Origin of the sequence: Streptomyces sp. adm13(2018), from assembly GCF_008042145.1 — a bacterium.
Taxonomy (GTDB): domain Bacteria; phylum Actinomycetota; class Actinomycetes; order Streptomycetales; family Streptomycetaceae; genus Streptomyces.
Genome location: NZ_RDBH01000129.1, coordinates 649,019 through 674,779, shown reverse-complemented (window position 1 = coordinate 674,779; position 25,761 = coordinate 649,019). Strand labels below are relative to the sequence as shown.

The following is a 25,761-nucleotide window of genomic DNA, read 5'->3' as shown; positions in this document are numbered from 1 at the left end:
GCTCTTATGGAAGTCATAAGTCCGCCTTATGGGCTCATAGACCGGGGGCGGGTACCCGTCCGGCTCGCGCATTATTTAGGGTGACCTAAGTGTCGGCGGCCTCGCCGCCACGTCGCTTGCGAAGGGAACCCCGTCATGCCCCGCCCCCTCCGGGTCGCGATCGTCGGCGCCGGCCCCGCCGGAATCTACGCCGCCGATGCGCTGCTGAAGTCCGACGCCGCCGCCGAGCCGGGTGTGTCCATCGACCTCTTCGAGCGGATGCCGGCCCCCTTCGGCCTCATCCGTTACGGCGTCGCCCCCGACCACCCGCGCATCAAGGGCATCGTCAACGCCCTCCACCAGGTCCTCGACAAGCCGCAGGTCCGCCTCTTCGGCAACATCGACTACGGCACCGACATCCACCTCGACGACCTGCGCGCCTTCTACGACGCCGTGGTCTTCTCGACCGGCGCCATGGCCGACCGGCCGCTGAGCATCCCGGGCGTCGACCTGGACGGCTCCTACGGCGCCGCCGACTTCGCCTCCTGGTACGACGGTCACCCGGACGTCCCGCGCACCTGGCCGCTCGACGCGGAGAAGGTCGCCGTCCTCGGCGTCGGCAACGTGGCCCTCGACATCGCGCGCATCCTCGCCAAGACCGGCGACGAGCTGCTGCCGACCGAGATCCCGGCGAACGTCCACGACGGCCTCAAGGCCAACAAGGCCGTCGAGATCCACGTCTTCGGACGCCGCGGACCGGCCCAGGCCAAGTTCAGCCCGATGGAGCTGCGCGAGCTGGACCACTCCCCCACCATCGAGGTCATCGTCAACCCCGAGGACATCGACTACGACGAGGGCTCGATCGCCGAGCGGCGCAAGAACAAGCAGACCGACATGGTCGCCAAGACGCTGGAGAACTGGGCGATCCGCGACGTCGGCGACCGCCCGCACAAGCTCTTCCTGCACTTCTTCGAGTCGCCCGTCGAGATCCTCGGCGAGGACGGCAGCGTCGTCGGCCTGCGCACCGAGCGCACCGAGCTGGACGGCACGGGCAACGTCAAGGGCACCGGCACGACGACGGACTGGGACGTCCAGGCCGTCTACCGCGCCGTCGGCTACCTCTCCGACGAGCTGCCCAAGCTCCCCTGGGACGCCGCCAGCGGCACCGTCCCGGACGAGGGCGGCCGGGTCATCGAGGAGACCGGCGAGCACATGGCCTCCACGTACTGCACCGGCTGGATCCGCCGCGGCCCCGTCGGCCTCATCGGCCACACCAAGGGCGACGCCAACGAGACCGTGGCGAACCTCCTGGACGACTTCGCGAACGGCCGCCTGCTGACCCCCGACACCCCCGAGACGGACGCCGTCGTGTCCTTCCTGGAGGCCAAGGGGCTCACGTACACCACGTGGGAGGGCTGGTACGCCCTGGACGCCGCCGAGAAGGCGCTCGGCGAGCCGCAAGGCCGCGAGCGCGTCAAGATCGTCGAGCGCGAGGACATGCTGCGCGCGAGCGGCGCGATCGAGTAGGACGCCGCAGGCCCTCGCCCCTTCCCCGGCCTACCCTGAGAGGACCGGGAAGGGGCGAGAGCCATGTCCGTACCTCTCACGACCGATCCGGCCGACCGGGCCAGGAGCGCCGCGGCCCGCGAGTCCTGGGCCGAGGCCTACGCGCTGCTCCACGCCCATGACCGGCACCCCTCGCGCGGCCTGACCGCCGACGACCTCTCCGTCCTCGCCGACGCCGCCTGGTGGTCCGGGCACGTCGACGAGTCCGTGGCCGCCCGGCTCCGGGCGCACGCCGCCTTCCTCGCCGCCGATGACCACCGGGGCGCCGGACTGGCCGCCTGGCGGCTGTACGACGAGTACAGCGGCCTCGGACGGCCCGCGGCCGCCGCCGGCTGGCTCCACCGGGCCCGGCACCACCTGGAGGACCTGCCGGACTGCCCGGAGCGGTGTCTCCTGGAGATGACGGACGCCGAGGAGGCCTCGGCGCGCGGCGACCACCGCTCCGCCCTCGCCGCGACCCGCCGCATGACCGCCCTGGCCCTCGCCCACGACAGCCCCGACCTGCTCGCGCTCAGCCGCCAGGCCGGGTCCCGCGCCCTCCTCGCGGCCGGCCGCAGGACCGAGGGTCTCGCCCTCCTCGACGACGCCATGCGCGCGGTGGCCGCGGGCGAACTGAGCGGCCCGGTCACCGGCCGGCTCTACTGCCTGGCCCTGACCCGGTGCGGGGAGGCCGCCGACTTCGCGCGGGCCGTCGCGTGGACGAACGCGGCGATGGAGTGGTGCGCCCCGCCATGGACCGGCCGCCCGCGGGCCCGGGGCACGGGTACGGACCGCGGCACGGGTACGAACACGGCCACGGGCACAGCACAGCCGGAGACGCCCCGGCACGCACCCGACCCCGGCCCGCTCCCCATGACCGTCCCCTCGGGCGAGAACCCCTTCCGCGGTGTCCTCCGGGCGCACCGCGTCGAGGTCCTCGACCTCCTCGGGGCCTGGGCGCTCGCCGAGGCGGAGGCCCGGCAGGCCTGCCGGGAGGTGCCGGTGGACCGGCTGGAGTCGGCGGCCGCCGCGTACTACGCGGCCGGGGACGTCCAGCGCCGCCAGGGCCGCCTGGAGGCGGCCGCCGTCTCGTACGGGCACGCCCACGAACTGGGCCGGATACCGCAGCCGGGCCTCGCGCTGCTGCGGCTCGCGCAGGGCCGGGCCGACGCGGCCGTGGCCGGCGTCGAGCTGGCCCTGGCCTGCCGGAACGACCCCGACCACGACCTCCTGGGCCGGGCCCGGCTGCTGGCCGCCCGGACCGAGGTGGCGCTCGCCGTCCGCGACCTCCCCGGCGCGGCGCGGGCTGCGGCGGATCTCGACGCCCTCGCGGGAGCCGGCGGCGCGGACGTCCCCCTGCTGCGGGCCTCGGCCGACACCGCCCTCGGCTCGGTGGCCCACGCCGAGCGGCGTCCCGGCGCCCTTCCGGCGCTCCGCCGGGCCCTGGCCGGATGGCTGGAGCTGCGCGTGCCGTACGAGGCGGCACGGGTGCGGATGCTGCTCGCGGCCGCCTGCCGGGCCGCGGGCGACGAGGAGAGGGCCCGTCCGGAGCTGGGGGCCGCGCGGGCGGTCTTCGAGCGGCTCGGGGCCGTACCGGATGCCCGGCGCGCGGCCGCGCTGCTCGCCGGCGGATCGCGGCGGCGGCTGCCGGGCGGGCTCACCGCGCGGGAGGCCGAGGTGCTGCGGCTGGTCGCCTCGGGCGGCACGAACGAGGACATCGCCCGTGCGCTGGCGATCAGCGAGCACACCGTCGCGCGGCACCTGAACCACGTCTACGCCCGGCTGGGCGTCGGCTCGCGCTCCTCCGCCACGGCCTACGCGTACGCGCACGGCCTGATCTGAACGGCCCGTCCGGGCACGGGCGGACTCAGCACGTCACCGGGCGCCACGCCCGGACGACCAAGGCTGCGCTACGCGACCGTGCGGGCCGAGTCCAGCAGCCGTACGACGTCCTCCGGGGCGAGCGCCAGCGCGTTGCCGACGGTTCCCAGGACCTCGTGCTCGGCCGGGCTGTAGACGCCGTCGGCGAGGGCGATCCGGGCGGCCTGGAGCAGGATCGACTCCCGCCCGGAGGGCGCCAGGTGCGGGGTGAGGGGCTCCAGCGCCTCGTGCAGCTCGATGGCGAGGAGGGCGCCCTCGGGGTTCACCTCGGGCATGAAGCGGCCGGTGTCGGCCTCCAGGGCCTCGACGAGGTCGACGAGCTGGACGGCGGTGCACTCGGCGAAACCGGCGGACCGGACGGCGGTCACGGCCCGGTCGAGGACCGCGCGCGAGTCGGTGCCGCCGGCCGCGAGCACGGCGAGGGCGACGGTGTGCACGGCGTCCCGCAGCATCGCGGAGAAACGGCTGGTCGTGGGGTGGTCGAGCACCTCGGTGCCGAAGTGCGTGTGGCAGGCCGCGCACTCGACGACGGGCCCCGTACAGCCCCGGGGCAGGACCGGGACCCCGAGGACGGCGAACCTGCGGCGTCCGGTGCGGCGCCGGTAGTTCCGGTCGCCGCCGCACTCCTCGCAGAAGAACTCGCCGTCTCCGACCGTGTTCCAGGAGGTGCGGATCCCGCAGACGCCCACTTTCCCACCACGTGAATTCCGGGCAGACCGCACACGCACCTCCTCGACGGCCCGGCTGCACTGCCGGCGTTGGCGTGATGTTAGCCACATCCTTGATGTGGCGTCAGCACCCCGTCACGACTTCACCGCGGACTTGGCCGAGACACGTCATCCCCCGGGCGGCCCGGCGGCGGCCCGGCGGCGGCGCTTTGCTCAGGCCAGGAAGGCTCCGCCGGGCCCCCGGACGGGATCCGCCGAAACGGCCGGGCGGGACACGATGGCCGAAGCGGTCGTCGCGAGATCACCCTCCGGGGTGGCGACGGGCTTCGAAACCTCACCCGGCCCGGACGCGGGACGGCCCCCGCCCCTCGGAGGGGGCGGGGGCCGTCGGCCGCGGACCGGGTCAGCGGGCGGAGCGGTTGACCGCGGAGACGACCGCCTTCAGCGAGGCGCGGGTCGTGTTGGCGTCGATGCCGATGCCCCACAGGACCTGGCCGTCGATGGCGCACTCGATGTACGAGGCGGCCTGCGCGGAGGCGCCCTCGCTCATCGTGTGCTCCTGGTAGTCCAGCAGGCGGGCGTCCACGCCGACCGCCTGCAGGGCGGCGAAGAAGGCGGAGATCGGACCGTTGCCGGAGCCGGACAGGACCGTCTCGGCGCCGTCCACGACCGCCTCGACGGTCAGCGTGTCCGTGCCGTCGGTGTCGGAGGTGGTCTGGCCGGAGCGCAGCTGGATGCGGCCCCAGCGGGCCGCGGTGTCGTCGGCGCTGGGCAGGTACTCGTCCTGGAAGACGGACCAGATCGCGGCCGGCGTGACCTCGCCGCCCTCGGTGTCCGTCTTCTGCTGGATGATCTTCGAGAACTCGATCTGCATCCGGCGGGGCAGGTCCAGCTTGTGGTCGTTCTTCAGGACGTACGCGATGCCGCCCTTGCCGGACTGCGAGTTGACCCGGATGACGGCCTCGTAGGAGCGGCCGACGTCCTTCGGGTCGATCGGCAGGTAGGGCACGGCCCACTCGATGTCGTCGACGGTGACGCCCCTGGCGGCCGCGTCGGCCTCCATCGCGTCGAAGCCCTTCTTGATGGCGTCCTGGTGGGAGCCGGAGAAGGCGGTGTAGACCAGGTCGCCCGCGTAGGGGTGGCGCGGGTGGACCTCCATCTGGTTGCAGTACTCGCTGGTGCGGCGGATCTCGTCGATCTGCGAGAAGTCGATCTGCGGGTCGACGCCCTGGCTGAACAGGTTCATGCCCAGGGTCACCAGGTCGACGTTGCCGGTGCGCTCGCCCTGGCCGAACAGGCAGCCCTCGATGCGGTCGGCGCCCGCCATGATGGCCAGCTCGGCGGCCGCCACGGCCGTGCCGCGGTCGTTGTGCGGGTGGACCGACACGCAGATGTGCTCGCGGCGGGTCAGGTTGCGGGACATCCACTCGAAGCGGTCCGCGTGCGTGGAGGGCGTCGAGCGCTCCACGGTGGCGGGCAGGTTCAGGATGATCTCGCGGCCCGGGCCCGGCTGCCAGACGTCGCAGACCGCCTCGCAGACCTCCAGGGCGAAGTCCAGCTCGGTGTCGGTGAAGATCTCGGGGCTGTACTGGTAGCCGAAGGTCGTCTCCGGGCCCAGCAGCTTCTCCGCGTACTCCATGACCAGCCGGGTGCCGTCCACGGCGATCTGCTTGATCTGCTCCTTCGAGCCGCGGAAGACGACCCGGCGGAAGGTGGGCGCGGTGGCGTTGTACAGGTGGACGGTGGCGCGCCTGGCGCCGACCAGCGACTCCACGGTCCGCTCGATCAGGTCCTCGCGGGCCTGGGTCAGTACGGAGATGGTGACGTCGTCCGGGATCGCGCCCTCTTCGATGATGGAGCGCACGAACGCGAAGTCGGTCTCGCCGGAGGACGGGAACCCGACCTCGATCTCCTTGTAGCCCATGCGGACCAGCAGGTCGAACATCTCGCGCTTGCGGGCCGGGGACATCGGGTCGATCAGGGCCTGGTTGCCGTCGCGCAGATCGGTCGACAGCCAGCGCGGGGCCTTGGTGATGCGCTGCTCGGGCCAGGTGCGGTCGGGGATCCGCACGGCCTCGTAGGGGGCGTACTTGTGGATCGGCATCCCGGACGGCTTCTGCAGCTGCGTCGCGTTGGTGATCGGCGTGGGGCGGCTGACGAACGGTGACTGGGACATGTGCGTTGGGCTCCTCGGGTCCGGCAAGAAGGACGGCCGACTGTCGAACGCAACACCAGGTCCCGCGGGGAGGGGGTCGGCCTACGACTACAGGCCCTCGCCGCGGCAGCTAAGGAGAAGCAGCCCGAAACGCATGATGTGCCGCAGCCTAGCCCAGGGACGCCACCCCCGGACGTCTTGTATCAGTATGCGGGACGACTCCCGCGTCAAGCCCGAACAGTGACGCATCACTCCATTTCACCAATCCTCGTCGCATCCGGTGACAAGGGACTCACGCAGTGCCACATTGCGAGCATGACTCCCCAGACACCCGTCTTCTGCTCGATCGTCCCGCCGCACCTCCTGGAGCACCTGGCGCATTCCGCGAACCCGGCCGTCGCCCGGGCCGCGCGCCGCACCCTCATCGCGGACGCCTCGGCCCGTACGTTCCGGATCCTGCCGCTGCCGGGCACCACGCCCACGCTCGGCCCCGCCGAGGCGGGCCGCCCGCACCGCTCGGTCTACGACTGCGAGCGCGGCACCGACCTGCCCGGGACGAAGGTCCGCGGCGAGGGCGACGAGGCGACCGGGGACGCCACCGTGAACCGGGCGTACGCCGGCCTGGGGGCCACCTTCGACCTGTTCCTGAACGCCTTCGGGCACAACTCGATCGACGGCGCGGGCCTGCCGCTGCTCGCCTCCGTGCACTACGACGAGAAGTACGGCAACGCCTTCTGGAACGGCGAGCAGATGGTGTTCGGCGACGGCGACGACGAGGTCTTCCTCGACTTCACCCTCCCGGTGGACGTCATCGGCCACGAACTGACCCACGGCTTCACCCAGTACTCGGCGAACCTGGAGTACTTCAGCCAGTCCGGCGCGCTCAACGAGTCCGTCTCCGACGTCTTCGGCTCCCTGGTCAAGCAGTACGCGCTCGGCCACTCCGCGGACCAGGCGGACTGGCTCATCGGCGAGGGCCTCTTCCACCCGAACGTGACGGGGACCGCGCTGCGGTCCATGAAGGCCCCGGGCACGGCGTACGACGACGACGTCCTGGGCAAGGACCCGCAGCCCGGGCACATGGACGACTACGTCCGCACCGGCCGGGACAACGGCGGCGTCCACATCAACTCGGGCATCCCCAACCACGCCTTCTACCTGGCGGCGACCGAGCTGGGCGGAAACGCCTGGGAGCGGGCCGGGCAGATCTGGTACGACGTGATGACCGGCGGGGCCCTCACTCCCGAGGCCCGCTTCTCGGAGTTCGCGGCGGCCACGGTGGCGGCGGCCCGGTCGCGCTACGGCGACGGGGCGGAGATCCAGGCCGTCCTGAAGGCCTGGTCCGCGGTGGGCGTACCGACCGACTGACCCGGCTGGTAGACAGGTCCCATGCGGATTCGAGTGCGGCGCACGGGCGGCTTCGCGGGCATCGAGCGGTCGGCGGAGGTGGACACCTCCGGCCGGCCGGACGCCGCCGAGTGGCACGCCCTGGCGGCCGCGGTCCTCGCCGACGGCGACGACCGCGGCACGGGGGTGCCGGACGGCTTCCGGTACGAGATCACCGTCGACACCGACACGGTGCACTGCGGCGACCCGCGCCTGACGGACGCGCAGCGGGCCCTCGTGTCGAGGATCCTCAAGGAGGGCGCCTGACCCGTGAGAGGCCGCCGGAGGCCCCGGTGAGGGGCCGCCGGCGGAGGGGTCAGAAGCCGAGCTTGCGCAGCTGCTTCGGGTCGCGCTGCCAGTCCTTCGCGACCTTGACGTGGAGGTCCAGGAAGACCGGGGTCCCGAGGAGGGCCTCGATGTGCTTGCGGGACTTCATGCCGACCTCCTTGAGGCGGCTGCCCTTCGGGCCGATGATGATGCCCTTCTGGCTGGGGCGCTCGATGTACACGTTGGCGTGGATGTCGAGCAGCGGCCGGTCCGCCGGGCGGTTCTCGCGCGGGATCATCTCCTCGACGACCACGGCGATGGAGTGCGGCAGCTCGTCCCGTACGCCTTCAAGGGCGGCCTCGCGGATCAGCTCCGCGACCATGACCTGCTCCGGCTCGTCCGTGAGGTCGCCCTCCGGGTAGAGCGGCGGGGACTCCGGGAGGAGCGGGATCAGCAGGTCGGCGACGAGCTGCACCTGCTTGTTGCCGACGGCGGAGACCGGCACGATCTGCGCCCACTCGAAGCCCAGCTCCTTGCCGAGCTGGTCGACCGCGATCAGCTGCTCGGCGAGGGTCTTGGAGTCGACCAGGTCGGTCTTGGTGATGATGGCGACCTTGGGGGTCTTCTTGATCCCGGCGAGTTCCTTGGCGATGAACTTGTCGCCGGGGCCGAGCTTCTGGTCGGCGGGCAGACAGAACCCGATCACGTCGACCTCGGCCCAGGTGGTGCGCACGACGTCGTTGAGCCGCTCGCCGAGGAGGGTGCGCGGCTTGTGGAGCCCGGGGGTGTCCACGAGGATCAGCTGCGCCTCGGGGCGGTGCACGATGCCGCGGACGGTGTGCCGGGTGGTCTGCGGCCGGTTCGAGGTGATGGCCACCTTCTGGCCGACCAGAGCGTTCGTGAGGGTGGACTTGCCCGCGTTGGGGCGGCCGACGAAGCAGGCGAAGCCGGCCCGGTGGACGGCTTCGGTTTCTTGGTTGCGAGCGCTCATGGGGGCCATTGTCCCCGATGCGCGCCCGCCTCACGTACGCACGTGCGCCGACGGCTCCCCGCGGGCCGCCCGGTGCCGCCGGATCCGCAGGCCGAAGGCGCCCGCGGCCGCTCCGACGAGCAGGGTCGCGGCGGCGAGCCAGGGCAGGGCGAGGAAGGAGACCGTGCCGGTCTCCCGGACGTCCCTGGCGGTGGCGGTGAGGGTGATGTCGCCCCAGTCGAGCTGCGGGGAGCCGGTCCAGCGCTCGGTGAGCCGGATCCGCTGCCGGGGCAGCAGCTCGGACGGCACCCGCGCGAGGTCGCGGTCGAGGAGGGTACGGCCGAAGAGCCCCTCCGCCCGCAGAACGACCTTGGGGTTGAGGGTGACGTTGCCCCGGTTGTGCAGGGTGTACGAGACGAGCGCGCTGCTCGGGCCGGTGCCGGGGACCAGCGGCCGGTCCTGGTCGACGGTGACGTCCTCGACGCCGAGGGCGGGGACGGTCGGCCCGCTGACCTTGAGGTACAGGCGGGCGGCGACGGCGCGCTGGACGCCGAAGGCGACGGCGCCCCGCCCGCCGGGGCTGATCCGCTCGTCGAGGGCGACGAGGGCCCCGGGGTGGTCGCCGGGATCGGCGTCGGCGGGGACGGTCAGCGTGTAGCGGACGGTGACGGCGGAGCGGGGCGGGACGGTGATCCGGGTCCGCTCGGGGGTGATCCAGGCCCCGGCGCCGGTCTGTTGCTCCCGCTGGGTGCGGACGGCGAAGCCGCCGTCCCGGTCGGTGTTGTAGGCGTCGGCGCCGTAGAGCCGGAAGGTCAGGGGGGCGGCCGTCTTGTTGGCGACGGTGACCCGGTCGGTGAGGGTGGAGCCCGGGTCGGCGGTCAGGAAGAAGTAGGGGCGGCTGCCCGGCCGGGCGGCCGCCGGGTAGACGGCCCACTCGCCGTTCTCGGCGGCCCCGGCCGGCGGGGCGGGGGCCAGGAGCAGGAGCAGGACGCTCAGGAGGAGTACGTACGGCGTGCGCACGAGTCGGAACCCCCGGGGTGCGGAGCGGGCCGGCCGGGTGCGCGCCCGGCCCGCACGGTGGTCAGGACAGGGTGAGCGTCAGGACGCCCGCGTACGAGCCCGGCGCGGTGAAGGCCGGTACGTCGAGGGAGAGCCCCGCGTCGATGGTGAACTCGCCGCCCGTGAGGGCGCCGTTCGGCGTGGAGGCGAGGGTGGCGCCGCCACTGCCCACCGGGCCGGGCGAACCCGCCGCGCAGGCGCTGGGGCTGCCGGCCTTGGCGGTGCAGGCCGGGGTCCAGCTGAGGTCGCCGGCCCCGATGGAGCCGCCGGTACCGGTGAAGTCGGTGACCTTGCCGGTCAGGGACCAGCCCGCGGGACCGCCGCGGAAGTCCTTCACGGTGACGGTCCTGAGGTCGCCGGTCGCCGCGCCGCCCTGGCCGAAGTCGACGGAGGTCAGCTCGACGGCGTCGCCCGCCTGGGTCATGGACAGCTCGCCCGCGGTGACCGCCGCGGTGATCGTCTGACTGTTCGGCGGCGCCGGTACGACGACCTTGTACGCGGCGGGGCCCGCGCCCTTGTCGGGATCCCAGGTCGCGCCCTCGTAGGCCACGATCCCGGTGGTCGCCGCGTCGTTGACCTTCAGGCGGGCGGCGAAGGCGCCGTCGCTGTCGGTCGTGACGGTCATCCGGTCCGCGGTCTCCGCCGCTCCGGCCCGGCCGACGACGGTGACCTCGGTGAGTGGGCCGAACCCGGAGCCGTTGACGGTGACCCGGACGCCCGGGTCGCCGGACGCGGTGTCGAGGGACAGCGCCCGGGTGTTGGGGTGGGTCACGGGGCCCGCGACGACCGTCTCGGAGACCGGGGCGGGCGGGTTGAGCACCGTACAGGGGGTGTCCAGCTCCATGAGGTAGCTGGTGTGGATGTTGTAGTCGCCGGGCGAGAGGGTGATCGATCCGGCCTGGGTGACCGTGAAGGTGCCGGTCATCGAGAAGGCGGGGAAGGAGCCCTTGCCGGGGACCGGCGGGTTCTTCTTGGGGCCGTTCACGGTGACCGCGCCGCTCTGCGCCCCGCCGAGGACGACCTTGCCGCTGGGCGTCATGATGTCGGCCGGCAGCGCCAGGTCGACCGGGTTGGACGCGGCAGGCTTGGTGACGGTGTACGTGACGGTGACCGTCTCGCCGACCTTGGGGCTGGTCTTGTCGACGGTGATCTCGGCGGTGGTGGTGCCCGTGATGGGCGGGATGCCGGCGATCGGCGGGGGGACGCAGCGGGTCTGGAATTCCACCGGCTGCGAGGCGGCGGTCGCGCCGGCCGGGGCCGCGAGCGCGCCTCCCGCGACCGCGAGGGCGGTGGCGCCGAGGACGGCGGTCCAGCGCCGTCTTCGGGCCGCCGCCCGGGATCGGTTGAGTGCCATGGGGTGCCCCCTCCTGAGGGTTGGGTGGGCGCCATTGACGGCCGCGCGCGGAGAGAAGTCAAGGCACGCGGGAGACATCGACTGATGACCCGTCAGATGCTGTCAAGATCCTCGACACTGGGTCGTTTCCGCAGGTCGGATGCCCTCTCGGGGAGGGCGGGACACGACGGGGACCGGTGCCGCCCGGGGCGGCACCGGTCCGGTCGGTACGGGTGTCAGCTGAAGACGAACGGGCCCGGCGACTGCGAGGTCACCGCGTCGCAGTTCACCGTGACCCCGAAGATCACCATCTTGAGGGCGACCCCCGCGAAGTACGAGTTGAGGCTGTCACCGGAGGCCACGGTCCCGCTGAGCGGGCCGATGACCACGGAGCTCCCGGCGGCGAGCGCGGGGTTCTTCTTGCCGGTGAAGACCCGCGTGCCGCCACCGCCCTTCGCCAGGGTGAGCGTGGCGTTGATCTGGTTGGCGCCGACCGCGATCGGCGTCGTGACGGCGGAGGTGACGGTGACGGTCGCGGCCGTACCGCTCTGCGTGGCGACGAGGGTGGCACCGCCGCCGCCCCACGAGCCGCAGTCGTACGTCGCCGTCGCCGTGCCCGGCGTGACGGCGCCGGCCGTCGGCGCGAAGGCGAGGGTGGCCACGGCGAGGCCTCCGGCGAGGACCGCGACGGTCCCTAAGGTGCTTCTGGTTCTCATGGCGGGTTCGAACCCCTTCCGATGACGAACGCAGGGGTGCGGACACTGCGTGGACGATGAAGATCTGACGGCCCGTCGGACGAACCGCAGTTCATTGAGACGCAGACGGCATGGGAAGGCAAGAGAAGATGCGGTGATCCTTCACAAGGACACAAAGGCAGGGCGCGAGGGCGGGGCGCGCCGCCACGGAGACGCGGGGCCCGGGCCACGGGCCGCGGGCCACAGGGACACGGCCACAGGGACACGACAGGGCACGGGGGCCCGGCGCATTCGCCGGGCCCCCGTGCCCTGTGTGTCGCCGCTCCCCCGGGGCGGCCGGGTCGTTCAGCCCGCCGTGACCGCCACGCGGAGCTGCCCGTCCGGGCCGGCCAGCAGGACCGGGGTCTCCGGCCCGCCGAGGTCCCGCACCGCCGCGCGGTCCTCGTCCGAGGCGGACTCGGCGCCCGACACGACGGCCGCCGCCTCCAGGGACCGGGCACCGCTGGCCACGGCCATCGCGACCGCGGTCCGCAGCGCGCTCAGCTTGAGCGACTCCAGCTCCACGGTCCCCGCCACGTACGTGCGACCGGTCTCGTCCCGTACGGCCGCCCCCTCGGGCACGCCGTTGCGGGCGCGGGCGCTGCGCGCCAGCGTGATGATCTTGAGGTCCTCGGCGCCGAGGTCGCCGTGCTCGCTGCTGAGTGTCATGCCCCTGAGCATAGGCGCGGGCCGCGGGCCGGCCCGCGACGCCCCCGCGGCGTCAGCCCGCGACCGGGTACATCGCCCCGCGGCGCCCCTCGGGCGACACCAGCCACTCCAGCTTCTCCGCCGTGGCCCCCTCCGGCAGCGGGGTGTGGAGCACGATCACCAGGTCCGGGCGCGCCGGGACCCGGAGCTGGGTCGCCTCCACGTACAGCGTGCCGACCAGCGGATGCTCCATCTCCTTGCGGTTCTGCCCGCCGGGCAGGATGTCCCGCCGCTCCCACAGCGCGGCGAACTCCGGGCTCAGCCCGATGAGTTCTTCCACGACGTGCCGGAAGCCCTCGTCCTCGGGGTTCTCCGAGCACGCCGAGCGGAACTGGGCGACGACCCGGGGCGCCACCTCCTCCCAGTGCGCCACGCGGGCGCGGTACAGCTCGTCGGTGAAGAAGCTGACCAGGCAGTTCGGCGCGCTGTCGGGGCTCATGCCGAGCACGATCGCCGCCGCGTCGTTGTACAGGACGGTGTTCCAGTACGCGTCCATGATGTGCGCGGGGAACGGCATCCAGGCGTCGATGAGCCGCCGCAGCCCCTCACACATGTCCCGGTCCTCGGGGGCCGTCTCCGGCGCCGGCGGGTTCAGCGCCGCCAGGACGTACAGATGGCGCCGCTCCGCCGGGCTCAGCCGCAGCACCCGCGCCACCGCGTCGAGCACCTGCGGCGAGACCGTGATGTCGCGGCCCTGCTCCAGCCACTGGTACCAGGAGACCCCGACGCCCGCGAGGACGGCGACCTCCTCGCGGCGCAGGCCGGGCGTCCGGCGGCGCTGGCCGCCGTCCGGGAGACCGGCCTCCGCCGGGCTGACCCGGGCCCGGCGGTTCATCAGGAACTCGCGCAGCTCCGCGAGTCGGTGCTGCTTCGCCGTGGTGCTCTCGAGAGCGGTGGCCACGTGTGCTTCCTCCCCCTGGATGCCTGGTGGTACGACCAACAGGATAAGTACCCGCTCCCCAGCCGTGTTCCCGGACGCCGAGGGTGGGGGCATGGCAACCCTGACCTCCCCGCCCACCGGCACCGGCGACACCGCCGCCCCCGCTCCGCCGGTCCTCACCGGCCGCACCCGGCTCATCCTCTTCGTGCTGTGCGCCGCCCAGTTCATGGTCGCGCTCGACTTCTCCGTACTGAACGTGGCGCTGCCCGTCCTCGGCGCCGATCTCGGCCTCGGCCGCTCGGCCCTCCAGTGGGCGGTCACCGCCTTCGCGCTGCCCTCCGGCGGCTTCCTGCTGCTCTTCGGCCGGGTCGGCGACCTCTACGGACGCCGGAGGCTGTTCCTCGCGGGGCTCGCCCTCTTCGGCCTCGCCTCGCTGCTCGCCACCTTCGCCTGGAACCCGGCCGCCTTTCTGACCGCCCGCGCCCTCCAGGGCATCGGCGCGGCCGCGATCGTGCCCACCGGCATGTCGCTGCTGACCACGACCTTCCCCGAGGGGCCGCTGCGCGACAAGGCGCTCGGCATCTCCGGCACCCTGCTGTCGCTCGGCTTCACCGTCGGCATGCTCCTCGGCGGTGTCATGACGGACGCCCTCGGCTGGCGCTCCACCATGGGCCTGCTCGCCCTGTTCGCGGTCGTCGTGCTGCCGCTGGCGCCCGGTCTGCTCCCCGAGTCCCGCACCCCCGAGCGACCCCGGCTGGACGTGCCCGGCGCGGTGACCGTCACCGGCGGTCTGCTCTCCCTGATCTACGCCCTGTCGACGGCGGCGGAGCGCGGCTTCGGCGGCGCGGACGTGCTGGTCACGCTGGTGGCGGGGGTCGTGCTGCTCGCGGTGTTCGTGCGCGTCGAGTCCCGGCACGCGGCGCCGCTGGTGTCGCTGCCGATGCTCCGGCGCGGCACGGTCGCCTTCGGCAACCTGGGCGGTCTGGTCACCTTCTCGATGATGTCGACCGTCGTCTTCGTCCTCACCCTCTACCTGCAGGAGACGCTGGACCTGTCGGCCTTCGCGACCGGGCTGGTCTTCGGTGTGCAGGGCGTGGTGTCGGTCCTGGCCGGCACGCTCGCGCCGAGGGTGATCGGCCGGTTCGGCGCCCGCGCCACCCTGGTGGGCTCGCTGGCCGGCCAGGGCGTGCTGACGGCGGCGCTGCTCGGTCTGGGCGAGGAGTCGGGCGTGGTCCTGGCGACCGTCGCCGTCTCGCTGGCCTCGATGTGCCACCTCGGCGCGATCATCTCGTACGGACTGACCGTCACCTCGGGCGTCCCGGACGGGGAGCAGGGCCTGGCGACCGGTCTGGTGACGACCACCCAGCAGGTCGGCATCACGATCGGCATCCCGCTGCTCGGGGTGCTCGCCACCACCGGCGGCGACCTGTACGGGGGTGTGCGCACGGTCCTCGTCCTGGACGCGGCGATCGTCCTCGGGACGGCGCTCCTGGTCGGCCTCGGCCTGCGGCGCAGGTCCTGAGCCGGCCGGTCGGGGGGCGGCGGTCGCGGACGGCCGCCGCCCCCCCGGGGGGCCGGGTGCTACGACCGGTCGAGGCGGAGCCGTACCGCCTTCGGCAGGCCCGCGACGACCAGGTCGTACGAGTCCTCGACGAGCTCCCGGACCATCGGCTCCGGCAGCTCCCCGACGGTCACCGTGTTCCAGTGCCGCTTGCTCATGTGGTAGCCGGGCGCGATCGCCGGGTGCTCCTCGCGCAGGCGCACCGCCTCGTCCGGATCGCACTTCAGGTTGACCCGCAGCGGGTCGGAGTCCAGCGACGACAGCGCGAAGAGCTTGCCCGCGACCTTGAAGACGGAGGTCTCCGGACCGAAGGGGAACTCCTCCGACGCGTCGTTGAACTCCAGGCAGAAGGCGCGCAACTCGTCCGGGGTCATGCCTGCTCCTCCTGGGGTACCAGCGGTTCCACGAGCACGGTGACGATCTTGTTGCGGCGGCCGGCCGGGGACTCGGCGGTCAGCCGGAGCGAACGGCCGTCCGGCAGTTCGACGACCGCTTCCGCGCCCGCGATCGGGACGCGGCCGAGGGCCTTCGCGAGGAGTCCGCCGACGGTCTCCACGTCCTCGTCGTCGTACTCGTCGGGTCCCAGGCCGTACAGCTCTCCGAGGTCGCCGATGTCGAGGCGGGCGGTGACCCGGTGGCGGTCCTCACCCAGCTCCTGGACCGGGGGGAGTTCCCGGTCGTACTCGTCGGTGATCTCGCCGACGATCTCCTCCAGGATGTCCTCGATGGTGACGATGCCGGCGGTGCCGCCGTACTCGTCGATGACGACGGCGACGTGGTTGCGCTCCTGCTGCATCTCGCGGAGCAGGTCGCCGGCGTTCTTGGTGTCGGGCACGAAGGTCGCGGACCGCATCGCCGTCGACACCAGGTCCGCCTCCGAGTCGCGGTTGATGTGCGTCTTGCGGACCAGGTCCTTCAGGTACACCATGCCGACGATGTCGTCCTCGTTCTCCCCGGTGACGGGGATCCGGGAGAAGCCGGAGCGCAGCGCGAGGGTGAGGGCCTGACGGATCGTCTTGTACCGCTCGATGCTGACGAGGTCCGTGCGCGGCACCATCACCTCGCGCACGAGGGTGTCGCCCAGCTCGAAGACGGAGTGCACCATGCGGCGCTCCTCGTCCTCGATCAGCGACTCCTGCTCGGCGAGGTCGACCATGGCGCGCAGTTCGGCCTCGGAGGCGAAGGGGCCCTTGCGGAAGCCCTTGCCCGGGGTCAGCGCGTTGCCGATGAGGATCAGCAGCTGCGGGATCGGCCCCATGATCCGGGCCAGCGGCAGCAGGACGTACGCGGCCGCGGTGGCCGTGTTCAGCGGGTGCTGGCGGCCGATGGTGCGCGGGGAGACGCCGACGGCCACGTACGAGACGAGAACCATCACGGCGATGGCGACGAGCAGCGCCTCCCAGGTCTCCGGGAAGGCCTCGAGGCAGGCGTACGTGACGAGGACGCCGGCCGCCATCTCGCAGGCGACGCGGACGAGCAGGGCCACGTTGAGGTAGCGGGTGGGGTCGGAGGCGACCTGCGCGAGCTTCTCGGCCCCGCGCCGGCCGGACCGTACGGCCTCGGCGGCGCGGAAGCTGGAGACCCGCGCGAGGCCCGCCTCGGCGCAGGCGGCGAGCCAGGCCACGACGACCAGGGCGACCGCCCCGAGGATCAGCGAGACGTCCATCGGGGTCAGGAGACGGTCGGCGCCGGGGACGGGCCGGTGAGGCCCTTCTCCTCGCGCCAGCCGTCGACGATCGCCGCCTGGAGGCCGAACATCTCGGCCTTCTCGTCGGGCTCCTCGTGGTCGTACCCGAGGAGGTGGAGCACGCCGTGGACGGTGAGCAGCTGCAGCTCCTCGTCCATGGAGTGCTCCGTCGGCGCGTCCTTGCCCTGCTGGGTGGCGACCTCGGGGCAGAGCACGATGTCGCCGAGGAGCCCCTGCGGGGGCTCCGCGTCGTCCTTCGCCGGCGGGCGCAGCTCGTCCATCGGGAAGGACATGACGTCCGTCGGACCCGGCAGGTCCATCCACTGGATGTGGAGCTGCTCCATCGCCTCGGCGTCCACGACGATCACCGAGAGCTCGGAGAGCGGGTGGATGCGCATGCGCGCGAGCGCGTAGCGGGCGATGTCGAGGATCGCCTGCTCGTCGACCTCGGTACCGGACTCGTTGTTGACGTCGATCGACATGGTGCGTCTGTGCTTCTCTCGTTAAGTCGTCACAGGCCGGTGCGGCCGTTGCGGCTGTCGTACTGCTCGTACGCGTCGACGATACGGCCGACGAGCTTGTGCCGGACGACATCCTGCGACGTGAGCGACGAGAAGTGGACGTCCTGGACGCCTTCCAGGATGTCCCGGACCTGTCGCAGACCGCTCTTCGTCCCGTTCGGCAGGTCGACCTGGGTGATGTCACCGGTGATGACGATCTTCGAGTCGAAGCCGAGGCGGGTGAGGAACATCTTCATCTGCTCGGGGTTCGTGTTCTGCGCCTCGTCCAGAATGATGAACGCGTCATTCAGGGTGCGACCCCGCATGTACGCCAGCGGCGCGACCTCGATCGTGCCCGCGGCCATCAGCTTGGGGATGGAGTCGGGGTCGAGCATGTCGTGCAGCGCGTCGTAGAGCGGGCGCAGGTAGGGGTCGATCTTCTCGTAGAGCGTGCCGGGCAGGAAGCCGAGGCGCTCGCCCGCCTCGACGGCCGGGCGGGTCAGGATGATCCGGGTGACCTGCTTGGACTGGAGGGCCTGGACCGCCTTGGCCATGGCCAGGTAGGTCTTGCCCGTGCCGGCGGGGCCGATGCCGAAGACGATGGTGTGCTTGTCGATCGCGTCGACGTAGCGCTTCTGGTTGAGGGTCTTGGGACGGATGGTGCGCCCGCGGTTGGAGAGGATGTTCTGGGTGAGCACCTCGGCGGGGGTCTCCTCGCCGCCCTCCGAGCCGCTGCCGTTCGCCCTGAGCATGGCGATCGAGCGTTCCACTGCGTCCTCCGTCATCGGCTGACCGGTGCGGAGCACCAGCATCATCTCGTCGAACAGGCGCTGGATCAGCGCGACGTCGGCGGGGTCGCCGACCGCGCTGACCTGGTTGCCCCGGACGTGGATGTCGGCCTGGGGGAACGACCGCTCGATCACGCGGAGCAGCGCGTCACCGGAGCCGAGCAGGCTGACCATCGGGTGCTTGGCGGGGACCGTGAACTGGGCGCGGGCCTCGCCGGGCGCGCCGTTCTGGGATGTGGGCGTCTGAGTCATGGGCCGGCACTGTGGCCTGCACACACCTCCCGATGCAGGGCTGTCGCCGCTCGACCGCCGCTGGGCTACCAAGCCTACGACTCGGCGCCGGGAAGCCCGTAGCGGTTTACGGCGGCGCCGCGGGCGGCGGGTTCCCCCGGCTTAGGTGTGGGCGGCGCGGAAGCCGATCGTCGGCACCGCGCGGCGCAGCGGCCAGGGGCGGGCGGGGGCGGGGAGGAGCCGTTCCAGGAAGGCGTAGCGGTCGCGGAGCGCCTCGGGGTCCTGGCTCTCGTGGCCCTGGACCCGCTGCCACCAGGCGGCGATCTCGCCCCAGGTGGGGGCGGACAGGGAGCCGCCGAACTCCTGGACGGAGAGGGCGGCGGTGAGGCCGGCGAAGGCGAGACGGTCGGCGAGCGGCCAGTCGGCGAGGGTGCCGGTGACGAAACCGGCGACGAAGACGTCCCCGGCTCCGGTGGGGTCGAGGGCGGAGACCTGGATGGCGGGGACCTCGGCGGTCTCGCCGGTGCCGCCGTCGACGGCGTAGGCGCCTTCGGCGCCGAGGGTGACGACGGCGTAGCGGACCTTGTCGGCGAGGGCGCGGGCGGCGGCCCGGGGGCAGTCGGTGCGGGTGTAGCGCATGGCCTCGGCGGCGTTGGGCAGGAAGGCCTCGCAGTGGGCGAGGTCGGTGAGGCCGGCCAGGTCCCAGCGGCCGGTGTCGTCCCAGCCGACGTCGGCGAAGACCTTGGCGCCGCCGCGGGCGGCCTGGGCGACCCAGTCCTCCTCGCGGCCGGGGGCGAGGGAGGCGACGGCGGCGCGGGCGTGCGGCGGGTACGCGGGCAGGGCGTCGTCGGGCGGGGGTGCCTCGTGTCCGTGGGAGACCATCGTGCGCTCGCCCTCGTAGGCCATGGAGACCGTGACCGGGGAGTGCCAGCCGGGGGCGGTGCGGGAGAGCGTCAGGTCGATCCCCTCGCCCTGTTCGAGGGCGTCCCAGCAGTACTCGCCGTAGTGGTCGTCGCCGAAGGCGGCGGCGAGGGACGTGCGGAGTCCGAGGCGGGCGAGGGCGGTGGCCATGTTGGCGACGCCGCCGGGGCTGGAGCCCATGCCGCGGGCCCAGGACTCGGTGCCGCGGACGGGGGCGGAGTCGAGGCCGGTGAAGATGATGTCGAGGAAGACCGTGCCGGTCAGGAAGACGTCGCAGGCGGGGTCGGTGGGCTCGCGCAGGCACACCAACGGGTCGACCCCGGCGTCCTGGTGCGGCTGGTCTCCCCTTGCTGTGGTCACGGCGGACTCCCCGGTCGTGGTGCGCGGCGCGGCACCGTGGTGCCGGTCTGGACAGTGTGCCCGATGGGGCTGGAGGGACGGGGGCGGCGCGGCACGACGCTCGCGCGTTACCCGCCCCCTCGATCCCCAAACCCATTGTGACCCGTATCACTGGTCCAATCGGGGGATTCCACCTTCTCCGCTCACTCGGATGCTTGATACACATGGTGCCGCGAGCCCGTGACTCACCGGGCGCCGTCTCACTTCCCTGTTCAGTTCCTGGAACGCCCATGTCGTCGCGCCCGCGCGTCCCGGGGGCCCTGGTCGCCCTCGTCTGCCTCTTCACCGCCGGCTATCTCGCCCCGTACCTGCTGCCGACCGTCGTCGGCCGGCTCTCCGCCGGACTCGGCCTCACCCCGGCCCAGGCGGGCCTCGTGGGATCCGTCCTGCTCCTCGGCTCCTCCACCGCCGGCTTCACGCTCGCCGCCCGCGGCGAGCGGATCGGGCCCCGCCGGGCGGCCCGCGCCGGCCTGCTCGCGATGGCGGTGGGGTACGGCTCCGCCGCCGCCACCTCCGCCGTGCCCCTGGTGGTCGCCGGCGCGGTCCTCGGCGGCCTCGGCTCGGGCACCGCCACGGCGGTGGCGGCGGCCGGGATCGCCGGTCAGCGGGACCCTCACCGGGCCTCGACGCTCGGCCTGCTGTCCGTCTCCGCCACCGCGGGCGCGCTCTATCTGACGCTCCCGCACCTGTCCGGCGGGCACGCGCCGCCGCTGCTCGCGATCGCCTGCGCGGCGACCCTGGTCTGGCCGCTCACGCGCAGGCTGCCGGGCACGGTCCGGGACACCCGCGGGCCCGCCCCGACCGGCCCGCTCCCGCAGCGCGGCGCGGGCGCGGTCCTGGCGGGCTGCATCCTGCTCTGGTCCCTCTCCCAGAACGCCCTGTGGGGCGTCAGCGGCCGCATCGGCCTGACGCAGGCCGGGCTCTCCGAGGTCACGGTCGGCGCGGTCTTCGCGGCGGCGCTGGGCGCCGGGCTCCTGGGCGTCACCGCGGCGGGCGCGCTCGGCTCCCGTCTGGGCCGGGCCGTGCCGATCGGCGTGGGCACCGTCCTCATCGCGGGCTGTGTGCTGCTGAGTTCGGCGGCCGGCGGCCTGGCCCCCTTCGCGACCGGCGAGATCCTGTGGAACGCCTGCTACCCGGTGGTTCTCTCGTACCTCCTGGGCCTGGCCGCCTCGCTCGATCCCCGGGGCCGCTGGGCGGTCCTGGTCGGCGCGGCCTCGTCCCTGGGCGTGGCCTGCGGCCCGCTGGCGGGCAGTCTGCTGTCGGACGCCGCCGGGTATCCGGGCATGGGCGCGGTCCTGTGCGTCCTGCTGCTCCTGGTCGCGGTCCCGATGACGGCGGTGGCCCGCCACGTCTCGGGCCGTCCGCTGGTCCCGGGCTCGGTGCGGCGCAGGGGCGGCGCGGCGGGCGCGGTGCTTGCGGGCACGGCGGCGGCGACTCCGCCGACCGTCCCGCAGGTGGGCGCCCCCGAGCAGGAGATCGCCCCGGTGCGGGTCCCGGCGGGCCGGCGGCTCGCGCAGTCCGCGTACCGGCTGGCGCGGCCGAGCGACCGGGGGTAGCTCCCCCGGGGCGCCCGGCCCGCCTGCCGCTACTCGCCTACTCCCCGGCCGCCCTGCTCCCCCGCGAACGCGTACGCCTCGACCTCGGCCAGGTACCGCGCCCGGCGCGGCTCGTCGTCCTCAAGGAAGGACGCCTCGAAGGAGTTCCGCGCCAGCTCGCGCAGCTGCTCGGGCGTCAGCCCCAGGGCGTCCCGCACGCCGTCGAAGGTGTCGCCGACGTAGCCGCCGAAGTAGGCCGGGTCGTCGGAGTTGACGGTGACGAGCAGCCCCGCCGCCATCATCGACGGCAGTGGGTGGTCGCCCAGCGTGTCCACGGCCCGCAGCCGCACGTTCGACAGCGGGCAGAGCGTGAGCGGCACCCGCTCCCGCACGAGCCGGTCGACGAGCTCCGGGTCCTCCATGCAGCGCAGCCCGTGGTCGATGCGCTCCACGCCGAGGACGTCGAGCGCCTCGCGGACGTACGCCGCGGGGCCCTCCTCGCCGGCGTGGGCGACCCGGCGCAGCCCGAGCGCCGCGGCGGCCTCGTACACCTCGCGGAACTTGGCGGGCGGGTGGCCGACCTCCGCCGAGTCCAGGCCGACCCCGGTGATCCGGTCCAGGTACGGCTTCGCGGCGTCCAGGGTCGCGAGCGCCGACTCCGCCGACTCGTCGCGCAGGAAGCACATGATGAGCCGGGTGGAGACCCCGTACCGCTCCTCGGAGCGCTCCAGGGAGGCCCCGATGCCCTCGATCACCGTGCCGATCGGGACGCCGCGGGCGGTGTGCGCCTGCGGGTCGAAGAAGATCTCGGCGTGCCGGACGCCCTGGGCGGCGGCCCGCTCCAGATAGGCGTCGGTGAGCGCGGTGAAGTCCTCGGCGGTGCGCAGGACCGCCATCAGGCCGTAGTAGAGGTCCAGGAAGGACTGGAGGTCGCTGAAACGGTACGCCTCGCGCAGGGCGGCGGTGTCGGCGTACGGCAGGGTGACGCCGTTGCGCGCGGCGAGCGCGAAGGCCAGCTCCGGTTCGAGGGTGCCTTCGATGTGCAGGTGCAGTTCGGCCTTGGGGAGAGCCGCGGGGAGGTGCATGGGTGGTGCTCTATCTCTTCGGTACGGGGACCTTCATGAGGTCCTGGGCAATGCTCAGTTCGCCGTCGAACCCGGCCGCCCGCGCCTGCCGCTCGAACTCGTCCGGGTCGGAGTAGCGCTGCGAGAAGTGGGTCAGGACGAGGTGGCGCACTCCCGCGTCCCGGGCGACCGCGGCGGCCTGTCCGGCCGTCAGGTGGCCGTGGTCGGTGGCGAGGCGGACGTCCTCGTCGAGGAAGGTCGACTCGATGACGAGCATGTCGGCGCCCTGGGCGAGCGCGTGCACGCCGTCGCAGAGCCGGGTGTCCATGACGAAGGCGAACCGCTGCCCGCGCCGGACCTCGCTCACCTCGTCGAGCGTGACGCCGTCCAGCACGCCGTCGCGCTGGATGCGGCCCACGTCCGGCCCCTTGATGCCGTGCGCGGCGAGCCGCTCGGGCAGGATGCGGCGCCCGTCGGGCTCGGTGAGCCGGTAACCGTACGACTCGACGGGGTGCGAGAGCAGGTGCGCGTCGAGGGTGTACGCCTCCGTGACGGCCAGCGGCCCGTCGGCGGAGACCGGCGCCTCGACCAGCCGCACGGTCTCGCGGTACGCCGTGGCGTACCGCAGGCGCTCGAAGAAGTGCTGCCCGCTCGCCGGGTAGTGCGCGGTGACCGGGTGCGGGACCTGGTCGAGGTTGATCCGCTGGATCACCCCGGCCAGGCCGAGCGAGTGGTCCCCGTGGAAGTGCGTCACGCAGATCCGGTCGATGTCGTGCGCGGCGACCCCGGCGCGCAGCATCTGGCGCTGGGTGCCCTCGCCGGGGTCGAAGAGGATGCCCCGACCGTCCCAGCGCAGCAGGTAGCCGTTGTGGTTGCGGTGCCGGGTCGGGACCTGGCTGGCGGTCCCGAGCACGACGAGTTCGCGTACGGACATGACGGACCTGGGCCTAGCCGGGAGGCCAGTTGAGGCCTCGGCCGCCGAGCACGTGGGCGTGCGCGTGGAAGACCGTCTGGCCCGCGCCGGCGCCGGTGTTGAAGACGATCCTGAAGCCGCTGTCCTCGGTCTTCTCCTGGGCGGCGACCTCGCCGGCCTCGCGCAGCACGTCGGCGGCGACGCCCGGCTCGGCGGCGGCCAGCGACGCGGCGTCCGGGTAGTGGAGGCGCGGGATCACGAGGACGTGGCTGGGCGCCTGCGGGTTGATGTCGCGGAACGCGAGCGTCGTCTCCGTCTCGCGCACGATCGTCGCGGGCACGTCCCCCGCCACGATCTTGCAGAACAGGCAGTCGCTCTGCGGCTCTCCGGCCATGGCCTGGGCCTCCTCGCCTCGTCGGTCGGTACACGCGCATGCTATCCGCCGTCCGGGGCGGCGCCGTGTCCCAGGTCAGTCCTTCGGCGCGCGCCGGTTGAGGGCCGAGCGGCTCACCCAGTACGTGATGATCACGGCCCAGAACAGGGGCGTACCCAGCCCGCCGACCGCCCCGGCGTCGAAGGACCAGAGGGCCATCGACACCACCGAGTAGAGCGCGAGCAGTCCCACGGCGACGGCCATCGCGACCACGGGCCCGCAGGAGCGGGCCACCAGGAGCATCGGGCGGCGCAGCCGGGGCGGCACCCGGCGGCTCATCCACAGCACCCAGCCGCCCCAGGCGCCGACGATCACGGCCACGCCGATCAGGAACGGCACGACCGCGCCGGCACCGGTCTCGCCGTTGCGGACGGGGGCCGCGCCGAACGTCGAGGCGACGAAGCCGAGCAGGGCCACCCAGCGCGCCCCCGCCACGGTGTTCCAGGCCATGGCCTCCAGGTTGTAGCGGGCCTTGCGGTCCTGGAGGTCCAGCGCGGCGGAGGCGACGAAGCCCTCGGCGGCCTGCGTCCAGGCCCCGCGCCGGAACCGGCGCCGCCGCAGCTTCACCAGCGACAGGTTGTTGTGGGCCTCGCTGCTCTGCGGGTTGAGCCGCAGCGCGGTCTCGTACGCCCGCTGCGCGGTGGTGTGGTCGCCCCGGCGCTGGGCGGTCAGCCCCACCAGGAAGTGGGCGGCGTCCTCCTCGGGGGCGAGGGCGACGGCGGCCCGCGCCGCCTCGTACGCCTCGACGGTGCGCCCGGGCGTCCGCGCGTGCTCGGCGAACTGCGCGAGGGCGGTGCCGAGGGCGTAGTGGGTGCCCCAGTACTGCGGGGCGAGCCGTACGGAGTACCGGGCGGCGGTCTCGGCCTCCGGGAACCGCCGCAGTTCGAGGAGGATCTGGACGCGCATCAGCCAGGCCGAGAGCAGCTCCGGCTCGGCGCGCAGCGCGCCGTCCACGGCCGCGAGCGCGGCCTGGTGCTCCTCGGCGCGGTGGTGGCAGCGGGCGAGCAGGACGAGCGCCCCGGCGTCCTCCGGTTCGCTCGCCAGGTGCTGGGCCACCAGCTCCCCGGCCTGCGCGAACCGCCCCGTGTCGTAGAGGGCTTCGGCGCGCAGCAGCGCCGTCGGCGTGCTCACAGCTTGCGCTTCCGCTTGAGGTGGGCGAGGAGGTCGTCGTACAGGCCGCCCTCGTTGGCGAACATGGCGACGTTCCGGGCGGCCGCGAACCACGGCTCGGTCGACGGCTTGAGCTGCTTGGCCGCGCCCAGCAGGTCCTTGGTGGTGATCAGCCGGACGGAGCCGCTGCGCGCGGAGTCGAGGAGCGCGGCCTCGGCGGCGGTCTCGCAGACGTGGGCGAGGTCGGCGCCGGAGAAGTCCTCGGTGGCCTTGACGAGCTTGCCGAGGTCGACGGCCTCGATGGGCCGCTCCCGCAGGTGGTAGCGGAGGATCGCCTCGCGCGCGGTGGCGTCGGGCGGCAGCACGAGGAGGGTGCGGTCGAGCCGGCCGGGGCGGCGCAGCGCGATGTCCACGTCCCAGGGGACGTTGGTGGCGGCGAGCACGAACACGCCCTCGTTCCCGGCGCCGCCGGCGATGCCGTCGAGCTCGGTGAGGAGCTGGTTGACGACGTTTCGCAGCCCGCTGTGGTGGGTGCGGGATCGCTTGGCGCCGAGGGCGTCGAGCTCGTCGAGGAAGACGACGCAGGGGGCCTGGCGGCGGGCCGTCTCGAAGATGTCGTGGATGTTCTTCTCGGACGCCCCGATCCACATGTCGAGGACGTCGGAGAGCGAGACGGTGAGGAAGTTGGCGCCCAGCTCGCCCGCGACGGCCCGGGCGATGAACGTCTTGCCGCAGCCGGGGGGACCGTAGAGGAGGAGGCCGCCGCGGAGCGACTTGCCGTACAGCCGGCGCAGTTCGGGGTTCCGCATGGGCGCGAGGAAGGCGGCCTCCAGGCGGTCCTTGACCTCGTCCATGCCGCCGACGTCCGCGAGACGTACGGCTCCGGGCGCGTCGACGTCCCAGGCGTCCACGTCCCCGGCGGCCTCGCCGGCCCCGGAGCCTTCGGCGGCCTGCGGGTCCTCCAGGAAACGGGGGCCGACGACGTCCTGCACCTGCTCCTCGGCGGCGTCCCAGTCGAAGGAGGGACCGGCGGGGGCCTCGCCCGCGGCGGCCG

The 25,761-nt window shown here is 73.3% G+C and carries 24 protein-coding genes; 6 read left to right on the top strand and 18 right to left on the bottom strand.

What is annotated here, in order from left to right; translation table 11 throughout:
- Positions 1 to 135 precede the first annotated feature (135 nt).
- Positions 136 to 1,506, top strand: coding sequence for an FAD-dependent oxidoreductase (locus EAO70_RS19625; protein WP_148004189.1), 1,371 nt, complete (start codon positions 136 to 138; stop codon positions 1,504 to 1,506).
- A 63-nt stretch (positions 1,507 to 1,569) separates the two neighbouring features.
- Complete coding sequence (locus EAO70_RS19620) at positions 1,570 to 3,366, top strand: LuxR family transcriptional regulator (RefSeq protein WP_148004188.1); 1,797 nt, start codon at positions 1,570 to 1,572, stop codon at positions 3,364 to 3,366.
- Between the two features lie 68 nt (positions 3,367 to 3,434).
- On the opposite strand, the gene EAO70_RS19615 is transcribed toward EAO70_RS19620, so the two are convergent.
- On the bottom strand, positions 3,435 to 4,127 hold the full coding sequence (locus EAO70_RS19615; RefSeq protein WP_148004187.1) for a TerB family tellurite resistance protein: 693 nt from the start codon (positions 4,125 to 4,127) through the stop codon (positions 3,435 to 3,437).
- Positions 4,128 to 4,476: 349 nt separating this feature from the next.
- Positions 4,477 to 6,249, bottom strand: a complete 1,773-nt coding sequence (gene leuA, locus EAO70_RS19610) for a 2-isopropylmalate synthase (RefSeq protein ID WP_148004186.1) — start codon at positions 6,247 to 6,249, stop codon at positions 4,477 to 4,479.
- A gap of 294 nt (positions 6,250 to 6,543) precedes the next feature.
- Between leuA and EAO70_RS19605 the strand changes: the two genes are divergently transcribed.
- Positions 6,544 to 7,596 (top strand): M4 family metallopeptidase, encoded by a 1,053-nt coding sequence (locus EAO70_RS19605; protein WP_148004185.1) that lies wholly within the window; start codon positions 6,544 to 6,546, stop codon positions 7,594 to 7,596.
- 21 nt (positions 7,597 to 7,617) lie between these two features.
- Positions 7,618 to 7,881, top strand: a complete 264-nt coding sequence (locus EAO70_RS19600; protein WP_148004184.1) for a protealysin inhibitor emfourin — start codon at positions 7,618 to 7,620, stop codon at positions 7,879 to 7,881.
- Positions 7,882 to 7,930: 49 nt separating this feature from the next.
- Here EAO70_RS19600 and era read toward each other — a convergent pair whose 3' ends face one another.
- The 6 genes from era to EAO70_RS19570 form a co-directional block, all read right to left on the bottom strand.
- Complete coding sequence (era, locus tag EAO70_RS19595) at positions 7,931 to 8,881, bottom strand: GTPase Era (RefSeq protein WP_374115426.1); 951 nt, start codon at positions 8,879 to 8,881, stop codon at positions 7,931 to 7,933.
- A 21-nt stretch (positions 8,882 to 8,902) separates the two neighbouring features.
- Positions 8,903 to 9,871 carry a WxL protein peptidoglycan domain-containing protein gene (locus EAO70_RS19590; protein WP_148004183.1) on the bottom strand — a complete coding sequence of 323 codons (969 nt, stop codon included), beginning with the start codon at positions 9,869 to 9,871 and terminating at the stop codon, positions 8,903 to 8,905.
- Between the two features lie 61 nt (positions 9,872 to 9,932).
- Positions 9,933 to 11,264, bottom strand: coding sequence for a beta-xylosidase (locus EAO70_RS19585; protein WP_148004182.1), 1,332 nt, complete (start codon positions 11,262 to 11,264; stop codon positions 9,933 to 9,935).
- Between the two features lie 215 nt (positions 11,265 to 11,479).
- Positions 11,480 to 11,959: a hypothetical protein gene (locus tag EAO70_RS19580; protein WP_148004181.1), complete on the bottom strand. Its 480-nt coding sequence runs from the start codon at positions 11,957 to 11,959 to the stop codon at positions 11,480 to 11,482.
- Between the two features lie 324 nt (positions 11,960 to 12,283).
- Complete coding sequence (locus EAO70_RS19575) at positions 12,284 to 12,646, bottom strand: cytidine deaminase (protein ID WP_148004180.1); 363 nt, start codon at positions 12,644 to 12,646, stop codon at positions 12,284 to 12,286.
- Between the two features lie 52 nt (positions 12,647 to 12,698).
- Complete coding sequence (locus tag EAO70_RS19570) at positions 12,699 to 13,520, bottom strand: helix-turn-helix transcriptional regulator (protein WP_402116546.1); 822 nt, start codon at positions 13,518 to 13,520, stop codon at positions 12,699 to 12,701.
- A 157-nt stretch (positions 13,521 to 13,677) separates the two neighbouring features.
- Here EAO70_RS19570 and EAO70_RS19565 point away from each other — a divergent pair, with 157 nt between their 5' ends.
- Positions 13,678 to 15,087, top strand: coding sequence for an MFS transporter (locus EAO70_RS19565; protein WP_148004178.1), 1,410 nt, complete (start codon positions 13,678 to 13,680; stop codon positions 15,085 to 15,087).
- A gap of 59 nt (positions 15,088 to 15,146) precedes the next feature.
- Here the strand turns inward: EAO70_RS19565 and EAO70_RS19560 are convergent, their stop codons facing one another.
- The 5 genes from EAO70_RS19560 to EAO70_RS19540 all read right to left on the bottom strand — a co-directional run bounded on the left by EAO70_RS19560 (position 15,147) and on the right by EAO70_RS19540 (position 19,613).
- The gene (locus tag EAO70_RS19560; RefSeq protein ID WP_148004177.1) at positions 15,147 to 15,500 is read right to left on the bottom strand and encodes an MmcQ/YjbR family DNA-binding protein; all 354 of its coding nucleotides are present in this window, start codon (positions 15,498 to 15,500) and stop codon (positions 15,147 to 15,149) included.
- On the bottom strand, positions 15,497 to 16,792 hold the full coding sequence (locus EAO70_RS19555; RefSeq protein ID WP_148004176.1) for a hemolysin family protein: 1,296 nt from the start codon (positions 16,790 to 16,792) through the stop codon (positions 15,497 to 15,499). Before EAO70_RS19555 ends, EAO70_RS19560 begins: the two co-directional genes overlap by 4 nt.
- Positions 16,793 to 16,797: 5 nt before the next feature.
- Complete coding sequence (ybeY, locus tag EAO70_RS19550) at positions 16,798 to 17,295, bottom strand: rRNA maturation RNase YbeY (protein WP_148004175.1); 498 nt, start codon at positions 17,293 to 17,295, stop codon at positions 16,798 to 16,800.
- Positions 17,296 to 17,324: 29 nt separating this feature from the next.
- A complete protein-coding gene (locus EAO70_RS19545; RefSeq protein ID WP_148004174.1) occupies positions 17,325 to 18,353 on the bottom strand; it encodes a PhoH family protein in 1,029 nt (342 codons plus the stop codon).
- Positions 18,354 to 18,494: 141 nt separating this feature from the next.
- The gene (locus tag EAO70_RS19540) at positions 18,495 to 19,613 is read right to left on the bottom strand and encodes a carbohydrate kinase family protein (protein ID WP_148004173.1); all 1,119 of its coding nucleotides are present in this window, start codon (positions 19,611 to 19,613) and stop codon (positions 18,495 to 18,497) included.
- Between the two features lie 269 nt (positions 19,614 to 19,882).
- Between EAO70_RS19540 and EAO70_RS19535 the strand changes: the two genes are divergently transcribed.
- Complete coding sequence (locus EAO70_RS19535) at positions 19,883 to 21,208, top strand: MFS transporter (RefSeq protein ID WP_148004172.1); 1,326 nt, start codon at positions 19,883 to 19,885, stop codon at positions 21,206 to 21,208.
- A 29-nt stretch (positions 21,209 to 21,237) separates the two neighbouring features.
- Here the strand turns inward: EAO70_RS19535 and EAO70_RS19530 are convergent, their stop codons facing one another.
- The 5 genes from EAO70_RS19530 to EAO70_RS19510 form a co-directional block, all read right to left on the bottom strand.
- Positions 21,238 to 22,272, bottom strand: a complete 1,035-nt coding sequence (locus EAO70_RS19530; RefSeq protein ID WP_148004171.1) for an adenosine deaminase — start codon at positions 22,270 to 22,272, stop codon at positions 21,238 to 21,240.
- 10 nt (positions 22,273 to 22,282) lie between these two features.
- Positions 22,283 to 23,185 carry a ribonuclease Z gene (locus EAO70_RS19525; protein WP_148004170.1) on the bottom strand — a complete coding sequence of 301 codons (903 nt, stop codon included), beginning with the start codon at positions 23,183 to 23,185 and terminating at the stop codon, positions 22,283 to 22,285.
- 13 nt (positions 23,186 to 23,198) lie between these two features.
- A complete protein-coding gene (locus EAO70_RS19520) occupies positions 23,199 to 23,558 on the bottom strand; it encodes a histidine triad nucleotide-binding protein (RefSeq protein ID WP_148004169.1) in 360 nt (119 codons plus the stop codon).
- Positions 23,559 to 23,633: 75 nt separating this feature from the next.
- Positions 23,634 to 24,728, bottom strand: a complete 1,095-nt coding sequence (locus tag EAO70_RS19515) for a tetratricopeptide repeat protein (protein ID WP_148004168.1) — start codon at positions 24,726 to 24,728, stop codon at positions 23,634 to 23,636.
- Positions 24,725 to 25,761 (bottom strand): ATP-binding protein (locus tag EAO70_RS19510; protein WP_148005247.1); only part of this gene is annotated, 1,037 nt, incomplete at its 5' end. The genes EAO70_RS19515 and EAO70_RS19510, both read right to left, overlap by 4 nt.